At 39.3% G+C, this 15,843-nt stretch carries 16 protein-coding genes; 7 read left to right on the top strand and 9 right to left on the bottom strand.

Features of this window, described 5'->3' with window-relative positions; genetic code table 11:
- Nucleotides 1-78: 78 nt before the first annotated feature.
- On the bottom strand, nt 79-1,434 hold the full coding sequence (locus tag Q4597_RS14090) for an NAD-dependent succinate-semialdehyde dehydrogenase (RefSeq protein WP_303406705.1): 1,356 nt from the start codon (nt 1,432-1,434) through the stop codon (nt 79-81).
- A gap of 158 nt (nt 1,435-1,592) precedes the next feature.
- On the opposite strand from Q4597_RS14090, the gene Q4597_RS14095 reads away from it, so the two are divergent.
- Nucleotides 1,593-2,000, top strand: coding sequence for a glyoxalase (locus Q4597_RS14095; protein ID WP_215440254.1), 408 nt, complete (start codon nt 1,593-1,595; stop codon nt 1,998-2,000).
- On the opposite strand, the gene Q4597_RS14100 is transcribed toward Q4597_RS14095, so the two are convergent.
- A complete protein-coding gene (locus tag Q4597_RS14100; protein WP_303406707.1) occupies nt 1,992-2,672 on the bottom strand; it encodes a DUF2461 domain-containing protein in 681 nt (226 codons plus the stop codon). The two genes, Q4597_RS14095 and Q4597_RS14100, sit on opposite strands and share 9 nt — an antisense overlap.
- Nucleotides 2,673-2,765: 93 nt before the next feature.
- Here Q4597_RS14100 and epsC point away from each other — a divergent pair, with 93 nt between their 5' ends.
- Entirely contained in the window at nt 2,766-3,560 is a 795-nt protein-coding gene (gene epsC, locus Q4597_RS14105; protein ID WP_215440251.1) for a serine O-acetyltransferase EpsC, read from the top strand.
- Complete coding sequence (gene cysM, locus Q4597_RS14110) at nt 3,550-4,434, top strand: cysteine synthase CysM (protein WP_303406711.1); 885 nt, start codon at nt 3,550-3,552, stop codon at nt 4,432-4,434. The genes epsC and cysM overlap by 11 nt, the downstream gene beginning before the upstream one ends.
- 18 nt (nt 4,435-4,452) lie before the next feature.
- Here the strand turns inward: cysM and Q4597_RS14115 are convergent, their stop codons facing one another.
- The 3 genes from Q4597_RS14115 to Q4597_RS14125 form a co-directional block, all read right to left on the bottom strand.
- On the bottom strand, nt 4,453-5,250 hold the full coding sequence (locus Q4597_RS14115) for an alpha/beta hydrolase (RefSeq protein ID WP_303406713.1): 798 nt from the start codon (nt 5,248-5,250) through the stop codon (nt 4,453-4,455).
- 73 nt (nt 5,251-5,323) lie between these two features.
- Nucleotides 5,324-6,415 carry a magnesium/cobalt transporter CorA gene (gene corA / locus Q4597_RS14120; RefSeq protein WP_215440245.1) on the bottom strand — a complete coding sequence of 364 codons (1,092 nt, stop codon included), beginning with the start codon at nt 6,413-6,415 and terminating at the stop codon, nt 5,324-5,326.
- Nucleotides 6,416-6,455: 40 nt separating this feature from the next.
- On the bottom strand, nt 6,456-7,253 hold the full coding sequence (locus tag Q4597_RS14125) for a tRNA pseudouridine(38-40) synthase TruA (protein WP_289042061.1): 798 nt from the start codon (nt 7,251-7,253) through the stop codon (nt 6,456-6,458).
- Between the two features lie 74 nt (nt 7,254-7,327).
- On the opposite strand from Q4597_RS14125, the gene Q4597_RS14130 reads away from it, so the two are divergent.
- Together Q4597_RS14130 and Q4597_RS14135 are read left to right on the top strand one after the other, a co-directional pair.
- Complete coding sequence (locus Q4597_RS14130; protein WP_215911951.1) at nt 7,328-7,765, top strand: hypothetical protein; 438 nt, start codon at nt 7,328-7,330, stop codon at nt 7,763-7,765.
- 201 nt (nt 7,766-7,966) lie between these two features.
- Nucleotides 7,967-8,449 carry a hypothetical protein gene (locus Q4597_RS14135; protein ID WP_215440239.1) on the top strand — a complete coding sequence of 161 codons (483 nt, stop codon included), beginning with the start codon at nt 7,967-7,969 and terminating at the stop codon, nt 8,447-8,449.
- Between the two features lie 103 nt (nt 8,450-8,552).
- On the opposite strand, the gene Q4597_RS14140 is transcribed toward Q4597_RS14135, so the two are convergent.
- Nucleotides 8,553-10,253, bottom strand: coding sequence for a T9SS type A sorting domain-containing protein (locus Q4597_RS14140; protein WP_303406719.1), 1,701 nt, complete (start codon nt 10,251-10,253; stop codon nt 8,553-8,555).
- 238 nt (nt 10,254-10,491) lie between these two features.
- On the opposite strand from Q4597_RS14140, the gene Q4597_RS14145 reads away from it, so the two are divergent.
- Nucleotides 10,492-11,190 carry a response regulator transcription factor gene (locus tag Q4597_RS14145; protein WP_289042167.1) on the top strand — a complete coding sequence of 233 codons (699 nt, stop codon included), beginning with the start codon at nt 10,492-10,494 and terminating at the stop codon, nt 11,188-11,190.
- Complete coding sequence (locus Q4597_RS14150; protein WP_215911947.1) at nt 11,187-12,680, top strand: HAMP domain-containing sensor histidine kinase; 1,494 nt, start codon at nt 11,187-11,189, stop codon at nt 12,678-12,680. Before Q4597_RS14145 ends, Q4597_RS14150 begins: the two co-directional genes overlap by 4 nt.
- A gap of 113 nt (nt 12,681-12,793) precedes the next feature.
- On the opposite strand, the gene Q4597_RS14155 is transcribed toward Q4597_RS14150, so the two are convergent.
- From Q4597_RS14155 to Q4597_RS14165, 3 genes are all read right to left on the bottom strand, one after another.
- Nucleotides 12,794-13,564 carry an SDR family NAD(P)-dependent oxidoreductase gene (locus tag Q4597_RS14155; RefSeq protein ID WP_303406722.1) on the bottom strand — a complete coding sequence of 257 codons (771 nt, stop codon included), beginning with the start codon at nt 13,562-13,564 and terminating at the stop codon, nt 12,794-12,796.
- Between the two features lie 11 nt (nt 13,565-13,575).
- Nucleotides 13,576-14,697, bottom strand: a complete 1,122-nt coding sequence (locus tag Q4597_RS14160; protein ID WP_303406723.1) for a polysaccharide lyase family 7 protein — start codon at nt 14,695-14,697, stop codon at nt 13,576-13,578.
- 73 nt (nt 14,698-14,770) lie between these two features.
- Entirely contained in the window at nt 14,771-15,829 is a 1,059-nt protein-coding gene (locus Q4597_RS14165; protein ID WP_303406725.1) for a polysaccharide lyase family 7 protein, read from the bottom strand.
- Nucleotides 15,830-15,843: the final 14 nt, after the last annotated feature.

Genomic DNA, 15,843 nt, shown 5'->3' on the forward strand with positions numbered 1-15,843 from the left:
CAAACTGTAAACGTCAATGAAAAAAAACACATAAATAACTATGTATCAAATCACTAAAAACAAAATTTAAACTGATAGTTAATGTTTTATAAATACCGTTTTTTTATTCACGAACTCTTTGATACCATGCGAAGAAAGCTCTCTGCCATATCCGGAAATTTTAATTCCTCCAAATGGTAACCTTGGATCACTCTTTACAAGTTCGTTCACAAAAACCGCACCTTCATCAAATTTTGGTACTAGGTTTTTAACTCGGTCTTTAGAGGATGTAAACATACTCACCCCTAACCCAAATATGGAATTATTGGAAAGTTCTATTGCCTCTTCATCCGTACTAAAAGTAGTTATTCCTATTGCGGGCCCAAATGTTTCTTCTTTAAAAATTGGCATATCTTGGGTAACTCCTGTAAGTATGGTAGGCTCAAAAAAGGTTCGGTTTCTACTTCCTCCTAAAATAGCTTCTGCTCCCATCTTAACAGAACCTTGAACTTGTTTTTCTAAATCCTCTGCCAAATCTTCCCGAGCCATAACACCTATATAAGTCTCCTTATCCATAGGATCTCCCACCTTTAAGCTTTTAACTTTTTCAAGATACTTTTGGGTAAACTCATCAACTATGTTCTCATGTACCAATAGGCGTTTGCCCGCAATGCAACTCTGGCCAGTATTTTGAAAACGGGCATTAGCACAGGTTTCAACAGTTTCTTCCATATTGGCATCATCAAAAACAACCAGTGCATTACTTCCCCCAAGTTCAAGTACCGATTTCTTAATATTTTCTCCTGCAATAGAGGCCACGGAAGCCCCCGCAGGTTTGCTTCCCGTTAAGGTTACCGCTTGTACCAGTTCATGTTCAATTACCGATTTGATTTTGTCGCTACTCAATATTAAATTTTGAAAACATCCTTTTGGAAACCCGGCATTTTCAAACACTTCTTGAATCATTTCCGCAGATTTCATAACGTTTGAAGCATGTTTAAGAATACCAACGTTACCGGCCATAAGATTTGGCGCCGCAAAACGAAACACTTGCCAAAAAGGGTAGTTCCAAGGCATTACGGCCAAAACAACCCCCAAGGGCTGATACTTAACATAACTGGTTTCAGCATCGGTTTCTATGATTTCGTCCTGTAATTGGTCTTCAGCATTCTCCACGTAGTAATCACATACCCACGCACATTTTTCTACTTCTGCAATAGCCTGAGAAATAGGTTTACCCATCTCCTTGGTGATTATTTCAGCATACTTGTCCTTATTGTTCTTTAACTCCTTTGCAGCCTTATGCATTAATTTTGACCTATCCTTAAAAGAGACATTCTTCCAATTTTCATAGCATTCATGCGCTACTTTAATTTTATCATCTAACTCACTACTAGACAATTCATTAAACTCATATATTTTCTCTCCGTTAAATGGGTTTATGGACTCTTTCATTATATCTATTTTCTTTAAAATCTACTTTGTGTTTTGTTCAAATGAACTTCAATTACAAAATAACAGATTTACACCACTGTTCATAACCTCGTTAAAAACTAATTTTGACACAAAAAAGGCTAGACCTCTTTATCCTTACCTTTATAAAAACCTGTATTATGAGCGATCGATCTCACAGTCTTTTACGTATTCGTCCCGAAATTCCCACTGCAAAAATTACTGATGACATGAGCGAAAACGAAAGGTTTCAAAACCTAACTTTTCGTCCTATTTTAAAACTACAGAACGCCATTTTTATAGCCGTTTTCAAGAACTACATAGCCAAGCACAAGAACAGTTTTTACGAGCTTTCTTTAGAAAAACGTTTTGAGTTCATTGAAAACGCCATTCAGAAAGACATTAAGTTCCGCAATTCATTAAAGGGAATTGTAATTGGACTTTTTACCGTGGAAGAGTATGAAATTTATATTAAAAACTCCTCTGCCTTGAACAAACGAATGATGAACATGGTGATTGATCGACTAAAAGATCAAATACAACTTTTTGAAGAGCCCGTTCTAATTTAAGAGCGATTCTCCATTTAAATTAGTTGTAAGCACATCGCTCATGAAATCAAAAAAGGGCCTAATCGCCCTGTACGATTCATTAACGTCATCAGCAAAGCCTGCTGAGAGCACTTGCTTATCCGTAAAATTTTTGGTGAAAATATATTGTTTTTTCTTAATCAAGTCGATGTCCATATGCTCCTTATCAAACCCTTTAGGCGCTGTTTTTAGTTCATCGCCTTCAAGTTGTCCCCAAATGGTCTTAAAATCGTTCTGAGCTATGATTTCCCTAAGCTCAGATGCGTCTTGCTCCAATTCTTTCCGAATACGGAGTAAATCTTCCTTGTTCGGGTTCCAAAAACCAGTGGCCAGAAAAGACTTGCCAGGTTCTATATGTAGATAATAGCCGCCACGACGCTGAGCTCCTGCACGTGAAAAAGACCCTGCAAGGTGGGCTTTGTAAGGGGTTTTGTCCTTAGAAAAACGTACATCCCTATAAATACGGAACATCTTTACCCTTTCAATCTCATCATGAGTACCCAATTTACCCGCTACGGCATCAAAAAATGCTTTTACGCTCTGTTCATGACGTTTAAATTCTGCTTTATTTTCAGTAAACCATTCTCTGTTATTATTATTTTTAAGCTCAATTAAAAAACTAAGTGTTTCTTTCGTAATTATGGGATCTAACATACGACCTAAATGTTGTTATTTTAGATAAAGTTAACCTTTTTAGGAAATCGGCTTTTAGATTTATGAGTAATTTAGCCCTTTCAGCAAAAACATATGGACCATACCTCTATCATTGATAAAATAAACAAGCACAAGAAACAACCCAATTTAAGGTACAAGCTTAAAGAAAAGGTTGAGGAATTTACCAATTTACTCTTCTACACCCTCTTTGACATTGATACGCCCGTGGAAAAAAATCTGGACAAACTAGAACTACTGTTTGACGATGTTGTGGATTTGGCCTGCTGGGATACCAATAAACCCTGTAAAAAAGTCTGGGAAAACTATGTGGCCAAGTTGCCCAGTATATTACAAAGGTTGAATCTTGATGCCGAAGCTACCGTTAATTGTGATCCCGCTTCATTATCCGTCGAAGAAGTATATATGGCGTATCCGGGGTTTTATGCCATTGCCATCTATCGTTTGGCACATGAGCTATATTCCGAAGGTTTTCCTTTGGTTCCCAGACTAATGACAGAATATGCACATAGACAAACCGGTGTAGATATCAATCCTGGAGCGCAAATAGGTAATTCGTTTCATATTGATCATGGCACGGGTGTAGTAATTGGCGAAACGGCTATAATCAAAGACCACGTAAAAATATACCAAGGAGTTACCTTGGGCGGTCTTTATGTTGCCAAACACTTACAAAGCACAAAAAGACACCCGACCATTGAAAATAACGTTACCATTTACGCAAACGCCACCATATTGGGCGGCGAAACTATCATTGGTGAGAATTCCATTATTGGGGGTAATGCTTGGTTAACAGCATCCGTACCTCCTAATTCAACTGTTTTTCACACACCTGAAATAAAAATAAAAACACTTCCGCATGTCTCATAGTATCCTAGATCTTATCGGTAATACCCCATTGGTAGAATCGAAAGTATTGAACAAGAACCCCAACGTTAAGCTATATTTTAAAATGGAAGGGCACAATCCGGGTGGTAGCGTTAAAGATCGTGCTGCATACAACATGATAAAAAACGGACTTGAACGTGGTGATTTCGATAAAAATTCCAAATTAATTGAAGCAACCAGTGGTAATACAGGCATTGCTCTTGCCATGATTGCAGGAATTTATGATCTAGACATTGAGCTGGTAATGCCGGAAAAAAGCACCATTGAGCGCGTACAAACCATGAAGGCCTATGGCGCTAAGGTTACCCTTACCCCTGCCGATGTTGGTATTGAAGGTGCTAGGGATTATGCCGAAGCCAAGGTTAAGAACGAAGGTTATGTAATGATCAACCAGTTTTCCAATAATGATAACTGGAAGGCACATTACCATTCTACCGGTCCCGAAATTTGGAGAGACACGGATACAAAAGTCACTCATTTTGTTTCTGCTATGGGCACTACAGGAACCATAATGGGCACTTCTACTTTTTTGAAGGAAAAAAATAAGGATATTCAGATTGTAGGTGTTCAACCTACGGATAACTCTAGTATACCGGGCATTAGAAAATGGCCGAAAGAATATTTACCCAAAATTTTTGATGCAAAAAAGGTAGACCAAACCATTGAGGTGAGTCAGGAAGAAGCCAAACAAATGGCCGTAAGACTAGCTAAGGAAGAAGGTATATTTTCAGGTATGAGCAGTGGCGGCGCAGCCGCGGCTGCATTAAGATTGGCCGAAACACTTGACAGTGGCGTCATAGTTTCTATTGTCTGCGATCGGGGAGACCGCTACCTTTCTTCGGACTTATTTGATTAGGATATTCAGGATTGAACACTAATCCAAAACCTTGTTCATACCTTCTTTAAAGACTTTAAAATCCTGTAGATAATTATGTCCCGCGTTTGCTATACTAAAAAACTCTTTGTTATTACCTGGAATGGTGGCAAAGAGTTTTTCTGCTGATTCATAAGGAATTACGTTATCTTCTTTTCCATGGAAAATATAAATGGGACATTCAACCTGTTTTATATATTCATTGGACGGAAACCTGAAGTTTGACAACCAATCTATAGGTAAAAACGGAAAGCGATGCTTACCCAGTGCCACCGCACTATAAAAGGGAGATTCCAAGACTAATTTTTCAGGTTCGTTTTCAGAAGCCAACCATGTGGCTATTCCTGTACCAAAAGAGCGCCCGTACAGTATAATCTCCTTTTCTTGGTACCGTTGTTTGGCATAGTCATAGAATAACTGAGCATCTTTATACAATGCCGGCTCACTCACCTTACCCGTGCTCTTACCATAAGTTCTGTAATCTACCAAAATGGATTCGTAGCCCTTTGCTGAAAAGAGGTTAGCTACGTGAATAAGATGCGATATATTTCCAGAGTTTCCATGGAAGTAAAGAATTAAACCTTTACTGCTATCTTGCTTAATATGAACGGCATTCAGTTTAGCACCATCATCTGTAGTTAAATTGAATTCCTCAAAATCCTGACAAAAATCGTAGGTATGATTAAGAGGCATTTTAGAAGGAAAAAAAACCAATCGTTCTTGATATGTGTACGCCAAAAAGGCAATTAAAACGTATACGATTACAAGTATAACGCCCCATTTCTTTAATCTTCGCATGAACTACAGAATTTTTTAAGTACCATTTATTTCTGGAAAAATACAAATATGCAATTGAATGTGGTTAACGCTATTACAACCAATTTTTCCTTTTAAAATAAACCATCATACCAATAAAGAGGACAATCATAACTCCCCAAACGTAGTAATATCCGTTTTTATAGTGTAGTTCTGGCATATGGTCAAAATTCATCCCATAAATACCGGCAATGAACGTTAATGGAATAAAAATAGAGGCCATAATGGTAAGAACCTTCATAACTTCGTTCATTTTATTGCTCATGTTGCTCATGTACATTTCCATAAGGCTCATAGACATCTCACGATAAATCTGAATGCTCTCGTTTATTTCTAAGGAATGGTCCAAAGCATCCCTTAAGAATACTTTTGTATCTTTTGTAATCAAAGGATTTTCAGTATCGATCAACCTACTGACCAATTCTTTTACAGGAAAGATCCAGCGTCTTATTTTTAGCACTTCTTTCTTTATTTGTTGGATTTCGTGAGCTATTTCAGGTGTGGGATTATCGTATACGATTTCTTCTAAACTCTCTATTCTGTGGTTCATGTGCTCCAAAACCACAAAGTAATTATCTACTATGGCATCTAAAAGTGCAAAGAATAGATAATCTGCTCCTCGCGTTCTAATTCTTCCGGACTTATTGGTAATACGCTGGCGCACTCCTTTGAAAACATCGTCCTGCATTTCTTGAAAAACAAGAACGCAATTGTCCAAAAGCACCATGGCAACGTGTTCATAGACAATTTGATTTTCGTCATTGATATAAAGCATTTTGAACACCCCAAAGATGTAATTTTCATATTCATCTATTTTGGGTCGCTGGTGGGTGTTTACAATATCCTCAAGAACCAAGGGGTTGAGCCCAAAACGTTTACCTACTCTATCAATAAATGCTTCGTCACTAATACCTACAATATCTATCCATGAAATTTCCGGTAATTCTTTCTGTGCTACAATGGCATCAATATCTCCGGGAATATGTTCATTATAGACGTTTTCATTGTATTCCAAAATATTAACTTCGCTGGTTCCTCCTTCCCTACGCCCCATATAGGTAATAGTTCCTGGGGCCTTGCCCATTTTCTTCTGAAATTTTGATGTTTTCTTGGGAAGTATTTTCCCTGACCTTTTTCGTTTCGCCATGAACGGATTTATTTTTATAAATATACTAAGAAGCGTACAACTAGATTTTATGATTTGAAAACTGCAAATCGTGCAAAAGCAGCCCCGAACCCGGTGCTACATACGTAAGTTTTATTCCGCTATCCGGTTGCAACGAATCTTTTATATCCGCTAAGGATAAATCCCCTCTACCTAACTGAATTAGCGCGCCCATCATCATACGGATTTGGTAACGCATAAAGCCTTTTCCTTTTACATGCAGTGCATAGCTCTGGGCAGGAAAAAAATTGGCTTGTAACAGTTCATTCTCTTTTAACTCACAAGAAATTATGGTACGTTCGGTTTTTGTGTTCTCCTGAAGTCTTGCCGTATACACTTTAAAATTGTGACTTCCTTCAAATAATTTCGCGCCCTTTTTCATTATATCAATATCCAACTTATCCAAGATATTAGCCAAAAATGGAGCGCAGAAAGGGTGGTTTTTTTCCCCATGAGAAAAAAGGTACACATACTCCTTTACTTTGGCATCCTGAATTATATTAAAGGAGCTATCCGTTTCCGTAATAGTCATTACCCTTAGGTCCGGTGGTAGGTTTCTATTAAAGATTTCCAAAAACTCATCCTCATGAGCTATTGGCTCATCCTCTATGAACAACTCAAAGACCATAGACAGCGCCGAAACTTTAGCATCCGTACGGCCAGCTCCTAAAATTTTAAACTTTTGCGCAGGTAATACAAACTTTAAGGTTTTGGTCAACATGGCCTCTATTGTTTTTTGACCAGGTTGTTTTTGCCATCCGCTATAGCGGAAACCTAAATATTGTAGACGTACCAAATAACAATAACGGGCAACTTGCATGCAATTTTCTCTTTAAGACCAAGCTACTATTTTTTTTGTATTTTGTAATGAACAACCTTTTAAAACCACCAAAAATGACTTTAAATACAGAAATTAGACCACCGGCGTGGTTTTGGATAATCAGCGTAATTGCTCTTTTGTGGAACCTAATGGGCGTCTCCGCCTATTTAATGGAAGCATTTATGAGTGTAGAAGACTTAGGAAAACTAACACAAGACCAAAGACTACTTTATGAGTCAAGGCCCATATGGGTTACGTCTGCTTATGCCATTGCCGTTTGGGCGGGTGCACTAGGATGTATAGCTCTATTGCTACGAAAAAAATGGGCAAAAACTTTTCTGCTACTCTCGTTAATTGGCGTGCTGGCTCAAAATGTGTATCAGTTTTTCTTGAGCAATACTTTTGAAGTTTACGGGCCTAGTGCCATATACCTACCAATAATGATTATTGTTGTAAGTATCGCACTTTATTTATTTGCAAAATCTAGTGCTTCTAAAGGGTGGATTTCATAATATTGTAAGCAAGAGTTAATTACGTCAGAACAGCATTCGTAAATTACAGGTTGTAACCCCTTAATGCTTAATTGAAAACTGTTGTTTTTATTGAGATGAACAAAGCATGCTGCGTTTTAACGATTTTTTTGAATAAAGTAGGAAAAAAGACGTTTTTTAGTCTCCTATTTTTAACCCCCAACCTCTGGAAAACAACTTTTTATGAAGTTCATTTTAAGAATATTCCCCTGGAAAAGAACAATTCACATTTCTATTGCCGTTATAGCTGCCTTGATTATATTTAGTTTTTACGGCCTATACACCAACACTTTTCACCTCTTTAAACCCAATAACTACATTTTTCCGTTATTGACGTTATCCCACATTACTTTTTTATACGTGCTGTGGTTTAAAATTAAAGAAGACGAGCTGACCGACCCTCAAATGAGAAATATAGAATACATTTTATATGTTGTTTTTGCCGTGTACGTTTTTAAGACTTTTGAATCTTTGTATATTCTTACCAGTTATTCTGATTTTGAAAACCATATTATTCCTGCAAGTTTTTTTCCGGTTGGAATATTGATTTTCCTATTACACGTACTATTATTAGGTCTTACCTTACTTGCTATTAAATACCGTAGGGATATGGTGGGGCCATACGTTTTTGACGATATGAACCAACACATAGATTCTTGGGAATAACGACCAAACTATTTTTATAAAAACACAAAACCCCGTTTTTCAACGGGGTTTCTTTTTTCCGAACAGTTCTAAAGTGTTCAAAAATTAATGGCAATCATAATGGTTATTTGATTACAATCTTCTTTGTAAACGTCTTACCATTTGGCTGGCTAATTCGTAGAAGGTATAAACCTCCCGGCACCGATTGCACATTAAAAGCTATTTTCTTATCCTCTACTTGACTTACTCCTCTTTTAACAGGGTTTCCTGCCGTATCGAACAATGAAACATCTACGCTTCTAGAAGTAAAATCCGGTAATGAAACATTCAATACATCTAAGGCAGGAATAGGGTATGCTTTTGATGTTGTTTCAACTATTGGAGCCTCCTTACGCACCACTTCAATAGGGTTGGATAGGTCGTAGCACCCAACAAGGTCATTGGCGTTGAGCCCCATTTCCGCACCTTGCAGTCCGTCCTCGTAGCGCAAGTGCCAGATGTAACAGGTGCCCGCTCCCGCTCCATCGAAGTCCACTCCTTCCACGGCCGTTAAGGATGGTGGGATGCCGAGTATCTTGCCTTCCTCGTCCGTGATAACGAACGTACTGTTCTTGCCCGAGCGCTTGCCCGTGACCGCTATTCCGCTGACCATGTCAGGGGTACCGTCCACATAGAACTCGAAAGGTCCGCCCGTTAAGGTACCTGCATCCGTTTCCGTGCGTACTACCTTAATGGGGTTGGACAGGTCAAAGTTACCTTTCAGCTCGTGCGCGTTCATACCCATTTCGGCACCTTCAAGTCCGTCCTCATATCTCAGGTACCAGATATAACAGGTACCCGCCCCGGCACCGTCAAAGTTTACGCCTTCAACTGCTTCCAGTGTTGGCGGAAGTCCCAATATCTTGCCCGTATCGTCCGTAATTACGAACGAACTGTTGCTTCCCATGGCATCGCCGCCCAGGGTAATTCCTGAGACCATATCCTCCGTGCCATCAACACAGAAATAGAAAGGACCCCCGGAAAGCTCGCCTGCTTCCACCATCGTTTTCTCCTTACGCACCACTTCAATAGGGTTGGATAGGTCGTAGCACCCAACAAGGTCATTGGCGTTGAGTCCCATTTCCGCACCTTGCAGTCCGTCCTCGTAACGCAAGTGCCAGATGTAACAGGTACCCGCTCCCGCTCCATCGAAATCCACTCCTTCCACGGCCGTCAATGAGGGTGGGATGCCGAGTATCTTGCCCTCCTCGTCCGTGATAACGAACGTACTGTTCTTGCCCGAGCGCTTGCCCGTAACCGCTATTCCGCTGACCATATCAGGGGTACCGTCCACATAGAACTCGAAAGGTCCGCCTGTTAAGGTGCCTGCATCCGGTTGGTTTCGGTACACAGCTATAGAATTGGAAAAATCATAATCGCCCTTTAAATCGGAAACATTCATGCCGCCCTCCAGGCCTTTTAATCCATCCATATAACTTAAATGCCAAATAAAACAGGTGCCAGCACCAGCTACATCAAAGTTAACAGCTTCGGGATTAGGTGGAAGTCCTAGTATTTTCCCAGCTTCATCGGTAACTACCCATTGTGAATTTTCTCCACTATTCTCGCTAACCGTAACTCCAGAAACATGGTCCGGATAATCATCTCCTACACAGAATTCAAACGGGCCTCCACTAATTGTTCCCCCATAAGATGCTGTATCTATATCATTCGCTAAAACATTAGGTGCAACCAACAAAGTTGCTAACGTTAGCAAAAGTGCAGACCAAGACAATGCCCGTGGGCTGTTGTTCGCATTCAAACAAAAAAGTAATTTTCTTTCCATAATTACGTGTTTTTAATTCGTATCCAAACTAATTGTTATATTGATGTGAGAAATCACAAAATGCTAAACTTTTTCTCTAATTCCGTGATACTTTTGTGAACTTTTACGACTTAACCTTCAGGTTATCAATAATATTAGGATTGTAAAGACGATTATGGACTTTTCCTTACCATTTATCTATTTTAAATATCCTGTGATAACTGTGTGATACTTTTTAACTTCATTCGTACTCTGAATTATGAAAGAAATATTGATTATAGAAGATGATCCAGAAATCATCAAGTTGTTAGAGATACACCTTACCGATCTCATTTATAAGACTTCCAAGGCCATGGATGGTGCCCAAGGATTATTAATGGCCCTAAACCATGATTATGACCTAATACTTCTAGACCTTACGCTCCCGAGCATGGACGGTGTTGAAATCTGTAAAAAACTAAGAGCAGAAAAAAATACTCCGGTTATTATGCTTACTGCCAAGTCCGAAGAAATAGACCGTGTACTTGGTCTAGAGATAGGTGCGGATGACTATATTACAAAACCATTTAGTATACGAGAGTTGCTAGCGCGAATTAAAGCGGTTATGCGGCGTACAGATGCACAGCAGGTTAAAGAGGAGAATACGGCAACTATTGGGTACGAAGGCCTTTTTATAGATATCGATAAGAGAAAAGTACTGTTGAACGACAAGAAAATTGAACTCTCTCCCAAGGAATTTGAGCTTTTGGTGCTTATGGCATCCAACCCAGGACGGAACTATTCCAGGACAGAACTGTTGAATATGATTTGGGGCTATAATTTTGAGGGCTATGAACACACGGTGAATTCTCACATTAACCGTTTACGTGCCAAAATCGAATCAGATATGGCAAATCCCACCTATATTCTTACGACTTGGGGCGTAGGTTATAAATTTAACGAAGACATCTCATTATGAGCCAGAAAGAAAAAACCTTGACCCCCAAGCTGATCAAGAAACTTTGGTTGGCCTTTGTCCTACTTGTATTACTCATGGGGGCATCCTATATATTCATTACCGGTTACTTTGCCAATAAATACAGCCAAGAAACAACACAACGTCTTAACGCAGATGTTGCGCACCATGTAATTGCCGAAAAATTTCAGGACGCATCCCCATTTCTTGAAGATGGTAGCGTTAACAAACCTCTTTTTGGTGACTTAATGCATGACATGATGGCCGTAAACCAAGGTATTGAGGTTTATCTGTTAAATGAAACCGGCGAAGTTCTGTATTCTGTGGTTTTGGATCATGGAGACAAAAGTTCCATAAAGAGTGTTTCATTGGCCCCAATAGAGTTTTTCATTAAAAATAATGGAGAACGTTTTGTACTTGGTGACGACCCGAGGAATTCCGGAGAGAAAAAAATATTCTCCGTAGCTCCCTACTCCGTAGATGGTAGGAACGGCTATATTTACATTGTACTTGCCGGGAAAAAATTCCAGGAAGTTAGCGACAACCTTTTGAGTCAATATTTTACCAAATTAGGCATTGGCGCTACCATGCTCACCATGCTTTTTTCGCTCATAATTGGTCTTTTGGCCATTTGGTTCTTAACTAAGAATTTACGCCTGATTACAAAGACGGTCAGGAAGTTCCATGATGGAGATTTACAGGCAAGAATTGCCAATCCTGAAAATTCGGATATTGAAGTCTTTGCAAAATCATTTAATGAAATGGCAGATAGTATTGTTGGGAATATGGATAAAATGCAGTCCGTTGATTTATTGCGCAGGGAGTTGATAGCCAATGTTTCCCATGACCTTAGAACACCTTTGGCAATTCTAAAGGGGTATATTGAAACCCTACAGATCAAAAACGAAACCTTAACCGAGGAACAAAAACAAGAATACCTACAGATTACGCATGACAACGTAGATAAATTGTCCAACTTAATCAACCAACTTTTTGAGTATTCTAAATTGGAAGCCGAGCAAGTTACTCCCGTTAAAGAACCCTTCTCCATTACGGAACTTTCCCATGACCTGATAGCCAAGTTCAAGGTTTTGGCCGAAAAGAAACAGATAGACCTTCAGCTAGACAATCCGGAAGAAAACTGTATGGTCTATGCCGATGTAAGCCTTGTAGAAAGAGCTCTGCAGAACTTAATAGAAAATGCCTTAAAATATACTCAAGCCAAAGGTAAAGTAACCTTATCACTCCAAAAGAAAGGAAAAAACGTAGAGATAAATATTACGGATACTGGTACAGGAATTGCCGTAAACGAGCAGCCTTTTATATTTGACCGTTACAAACAGGTAGACAAAAGCGCCAAAAAGCAGGGATATGGACTTGGTTTGGCAATCGTTAAAAAAATCATGGATCTACATGATACTACCATCACCGTTTTAAGTAAACCAAAAGAAGGAAGTTCTTTTATCTTCAACCTTCCTGCTTATCAGGTTTAACCCTCAACCGATTACCTAAAAATTCATATCGCAATTTCTTGAGCAATGTGGTTAAAAACCTCAAATGCTCAAGAAATTATTTTCATGAATATATAATCCGTAGTTAATAGGGCCTACATATTGTATACCCCTCCATTAATATCCAGTGTTGCCCCAGTTATAAAACCATCATACTCAGATGCCAGATAGGTAACTGCCCGTGCTACATCAGCGGCATTACCGGCGCGTTGAATTGGAATACCGGCAACGGTTTCTGCTGCCGACTCTTTGGTCGTATGCGTATTGTGAAAGGAAGTTCCTAAAATAAGCCCAGGAGCCACGGCATTGACCCGAATGCCTTGTGGGCCTAATTCAGAAGATAGTGCACGGGTAAAAGTTAAAATTGCTCCCTTACTTGTTGAATAGACCAATGACCCCGGATGCCCTCCTTTTCGTCCTGCGAGCGAAGCCAAATTAACAATGCTACTGTTATCGTTTTTTGCAAGATGTGGTGATGCAGCCCTCGTTACGAACATCATAGACGTAAGGTTAATATCCATTACCTTGTTCCAAAATTCGGCCTCCATTTCACCCAGCATTTTACGTGCTACAAGCGAGCCAGCATTATTGACCAATATATCAAGACCGCCAAGTACTTCTACCGTTTTCCCAACAAGAGTATTTGCATCGGCCTCCTTAGTTAAATCTCCTGATATAGCCACTGCTTTTTGGCCTTTCGCAGTTGCGTATTCAACCAACTGATTGGCGGTATCCGCACTAGAAAAATAATGAATGCCAACATTGGCGCCACTATCAATAAAGTGTTGGGTTATGGATTCTCCTATTCCTTGTGCACCAGCGGTTATCAGCACATTCTTACCGGTTAATTTTGTATTCTTCCCCATTCTATTTTTTACTATTTGATTTTATCATTTTTGGTAAAGTAGCCTTCGTTAGAAACAGCATTGTCACTTACAGTTATACTTGCAGTTTTAAACCACACCTCTGCATAGTTACCGTCCGCATATTGTTTTTGGACATCACCACCATGAGTTTCTGCTCCAGAACACCAGTTTTTGTTCACCTCGGGAGACTTTCCATTAGTCTGATTGTAAGCGCCTAGTTTAAAGAAACAACCTTCGCCTGTATACGCTTCTTTACGTTCCACCCCATCTTGGCCAATTGGCACAAATAATTTTTGAGTTTGCTCCGGTATATCCGCAGTGGTTGTATATTCGGATTCGATTAAGTTTTTGGTAAATGTTTTGGTTTCATGGCCCTTACTGGTAAAGGTTAAGTTCATGATACCGTTAACAACTTCAACTTCATAGCTAAACTCCTCTCCCAAAGCAATACCCTCCTTAGGTTCTTCAGGATAAGTGATTGCATCCGTGCCCACAACGGAAAAATCATTGCCCCAAACGGCAGTTGAATAATCCCACCTAGTTGAATTATCATCTCCAGCAGTATTTATTTCATAATGCCAAAAGACAGAACCTTTTGTATGGCCCGGAAATTTCTTATAGAATATTTTGAGCGGTTCGTTCTCATGTGCATCGGCACTATGAATTTGACCTACCACAACAGCATGGGTAGCCGCTACTCTAGCATCACCGGTAACGGAGACATTCATTACTTTTAAAGTTGCTGTCAACTTATCATTTGCAGTTTTAGGATACCACTTTTTTACTTGCGCCAATTCCGTTCTGGTATTGTTTGAAGTTCCATGGGTATTGCCCCCATTGGGTGTTTTAAAAACCACCCATTCATTGGTGCCATCATTTGTAGTAAAGAAGAAATCCTTATTCTCAAAGTTGTTGGCATGTCCCACATTTGAACCATTGCCCAAAATCAATTTCCAATCATCAAAAAATGGAATCACATTACTTGCGTAAACTGTCTTTGTTTCTTCCGTTTTACCCGTATCAGGTGCACCTTCAGTGTCCTTCTTTTTTGTTTCTGTTTTACAACCGCTAAGTATTAGAAAAAAACTAAAGACTAAAAACGTTGTTAGAGAGACTGTTTTTTTTGTATTCATTTCTTGTGATTTGATTTTACTTCTATTTTTCGGTCTAAGCTGAGTTTTAAAATTTACTTTGGCGCTTTACCGTTTATTCTTTTTGGGGAGGTGTTCCTGCTCCCACAGTTGCTTCCTTAAACCAAACCTCTGCATAACAGCCGTTTTCATATTGTTTGGCAATATCTCCTCCGTAAGTTTCGGAACCGGTACTCCAAACCATGTTGTCTTCAGGGTTTTTACCATTAGTTTGGTTGTAAGCACCTTGTTTGAAATACTGTATTTCTCCGGCATAGGCATTTTCGCGCTCTACTCCGTCCCTACCAATAGACGCGTACAACGTTCTTATTTGTTCGGGAATATCAGAATTTTTAGTAAAATCGGATTCCAATAAGTTTTTTGTGAATTTTACGGTCTCATGTCCATCACTGGAAAAAGTAAGGTGCATTATACCTTTGTAGACGTTTATTTCATAACTGAATTCTTCGCCCAGTGCAATACCGTCTTTTGGTTCCTCTGGATATGAAGTAGCCGTTGCCCCAACAACTGACATATCATTACCCCAAACTGCCGTAGAATAATCCCATCGTTTTGAATTATCTCCTTTGGTGTTTATTTCATAGTTCCAAAAAACGGACCCCTTGGTATGCCTCGGAAATTTCTTATAAAAGATTTTAATAGGCTCGTTCTCATGGCCCTCATCACTATGAATCTGCCCCACTACTACGGAGTAAGACGCAGCAACCCTAGCGTCTCCTGAGGTAGAAACATGTTGCACTTTAAGCGTTCCGGTTAGCTTACCTCCAGTCTCGGGAATCCAGTGTTTCTTTTGTCCCAATTCAGTTCGTGTATTGCTAGATGTGCGGGAAGTTACCCCAGAGTTTGGGGTTTTATAGACTACCCAATACGTTTCACCTTCATTCTCAACATAGAAAAAATCCTTTTTTTCAAAATTTAAAAGTTCTTCAGAGCGAGTGCCATCACCTAAAAGAATTTTCCATTCTTCCATAAACGGTATTACATCACTCGGGTATTTTATTTTATTTTCAGTTGAAACTGTGGGCTCCAAACTATTTGAAGAGGTAGACTTGGAGTTGTTTTTACACCCAATCAGCGCTAAAACCATGACTACCGTAATTACTGATTTTTTCATTTATGAATTGATAT

The sequence above is a fragment of the Zobellia sp. 1_MG-2023 genome (assembly GCF_030549125.1).
Taxonomy (GTDB): Bacteria; Bacteroidota; Bacteroidia; order Flavobacteriales; family Flavobacteriaceae; genus Zobellia; species Zobellia russellii.

Excerpts from the sequence above, each read along its gene's own strand:
- Q4597_RS14090 (WP_303406705.1), bottom strand. The coding sequence starts at position 1,434 with ATGAAAGAGTCCATAAACCCATTTAACGGAGAGAAAATATATGAGTTT.
- Q4597_RS14095 (WP_215440254.1), top strand. The coding sequence starts at position 1,593 with ATGAGCGATCGATCTCACAGTCTTTTACGTATTCGTCCCGAAATTCCC.
- Q4597_RS14100 (WP_303406707.1), bottom strand. The coding sequence starts at position 2,672 with ATGTTAGATCCCATAATTACGAAAGAAACACTTAGTTTTTTAATTGAG.
- epsC (WP_215440251.1), top strand. The coding sequence starts at position 2,766 with ATGGACCATACCTCTATCATTGATAAAATAAACAAGCACAAGAAACAA.
- cysM (WP_303406711.1), top strand. The coding sequence starts at position 3,550 with ATGTCTCATAGTATCCTAGATCTTATCGGTAATACCCCATTGGTAGAA.
- Q4597_RS14115 (WP_303406713.1), bottom strand. The coding sequence starts at position 5,250 with ATGCGAAGATTAAAGAAATGGGGCGTTATACTTGTAATCGTATACGTT.
- corA (WP_215440245.1), bottom strand. The coding sequence starts at position 6,415 with ATGGCGAAACGAAAAAGGTCAGGGAAAATACTTCCCAAGAAAACATCA.
- Q4597_RS14125 (WP_289042061.1), bottom strand. The coding sequence starts at position 7,253 with ATGCAAGTTGCCCGTTATTGTTATTTGGTACGTCTACAATATTTAGGT.
- Q4597_RS14130 (WP_215911951.1), top strand. The coding sequence starts at position 7,328 with ATGACTTTAAATACAGAAATTAGACCACCGGCGTGGTTTTGGATAATC.
- Q4597_RS14135 (WP_215440239.1), top strand. The coding sequence starts at position 7,967 with ATGAAGTTCATTTTAAGAATATTCCCCTGGAAAAGAACAATTCACATT.
- Q4597_RS14140 (WP_303406719.1), bottom strand. The coding sequence starts at position 10,253 with ATGGAAAGAAAATTACTTTTTTGTTTGAATGCGAACAACAGCCCACGG.
- Q4597_RS14145 (WP_289042167.1), top strand. The coding sequence starts at position 10,492 with ATGAAAGAAATATTGATTATAGAAGATGATCCAGAAATCATCAAGTTG.
- Q4597_RS14150 (WP_215911947.1), top strand. The coding sequence starts at position 11,187 with ATGAGCCAGAAAGAAAAAACCTTGACCCCCAAGCTGATCAAGAAACTT.
- Q4597_RS14155 (WP_303406722.1), bottom strand. The coding sequence starts at position 13,564 with ATGGGGAAGAATACAAAATTAACCGGTAAGAATGTGCTGATAACCGCT.
- Q4597_RS14160 (WP_303406723.1), bottom strand. The coding sequence starts at position 14,697 with ATGAATACAAAAAAAACAGTCTCTCTAACAACGTTTTTAGTCTTTAGT.
- Q4597_RS14165 (WP_303406725.1), bottom strand. The coding sequence starts at position 15,829 with ATGAAAAAATCAGTAATTACGGTAGTCATGGTTTTAGCGCTGATTGGG.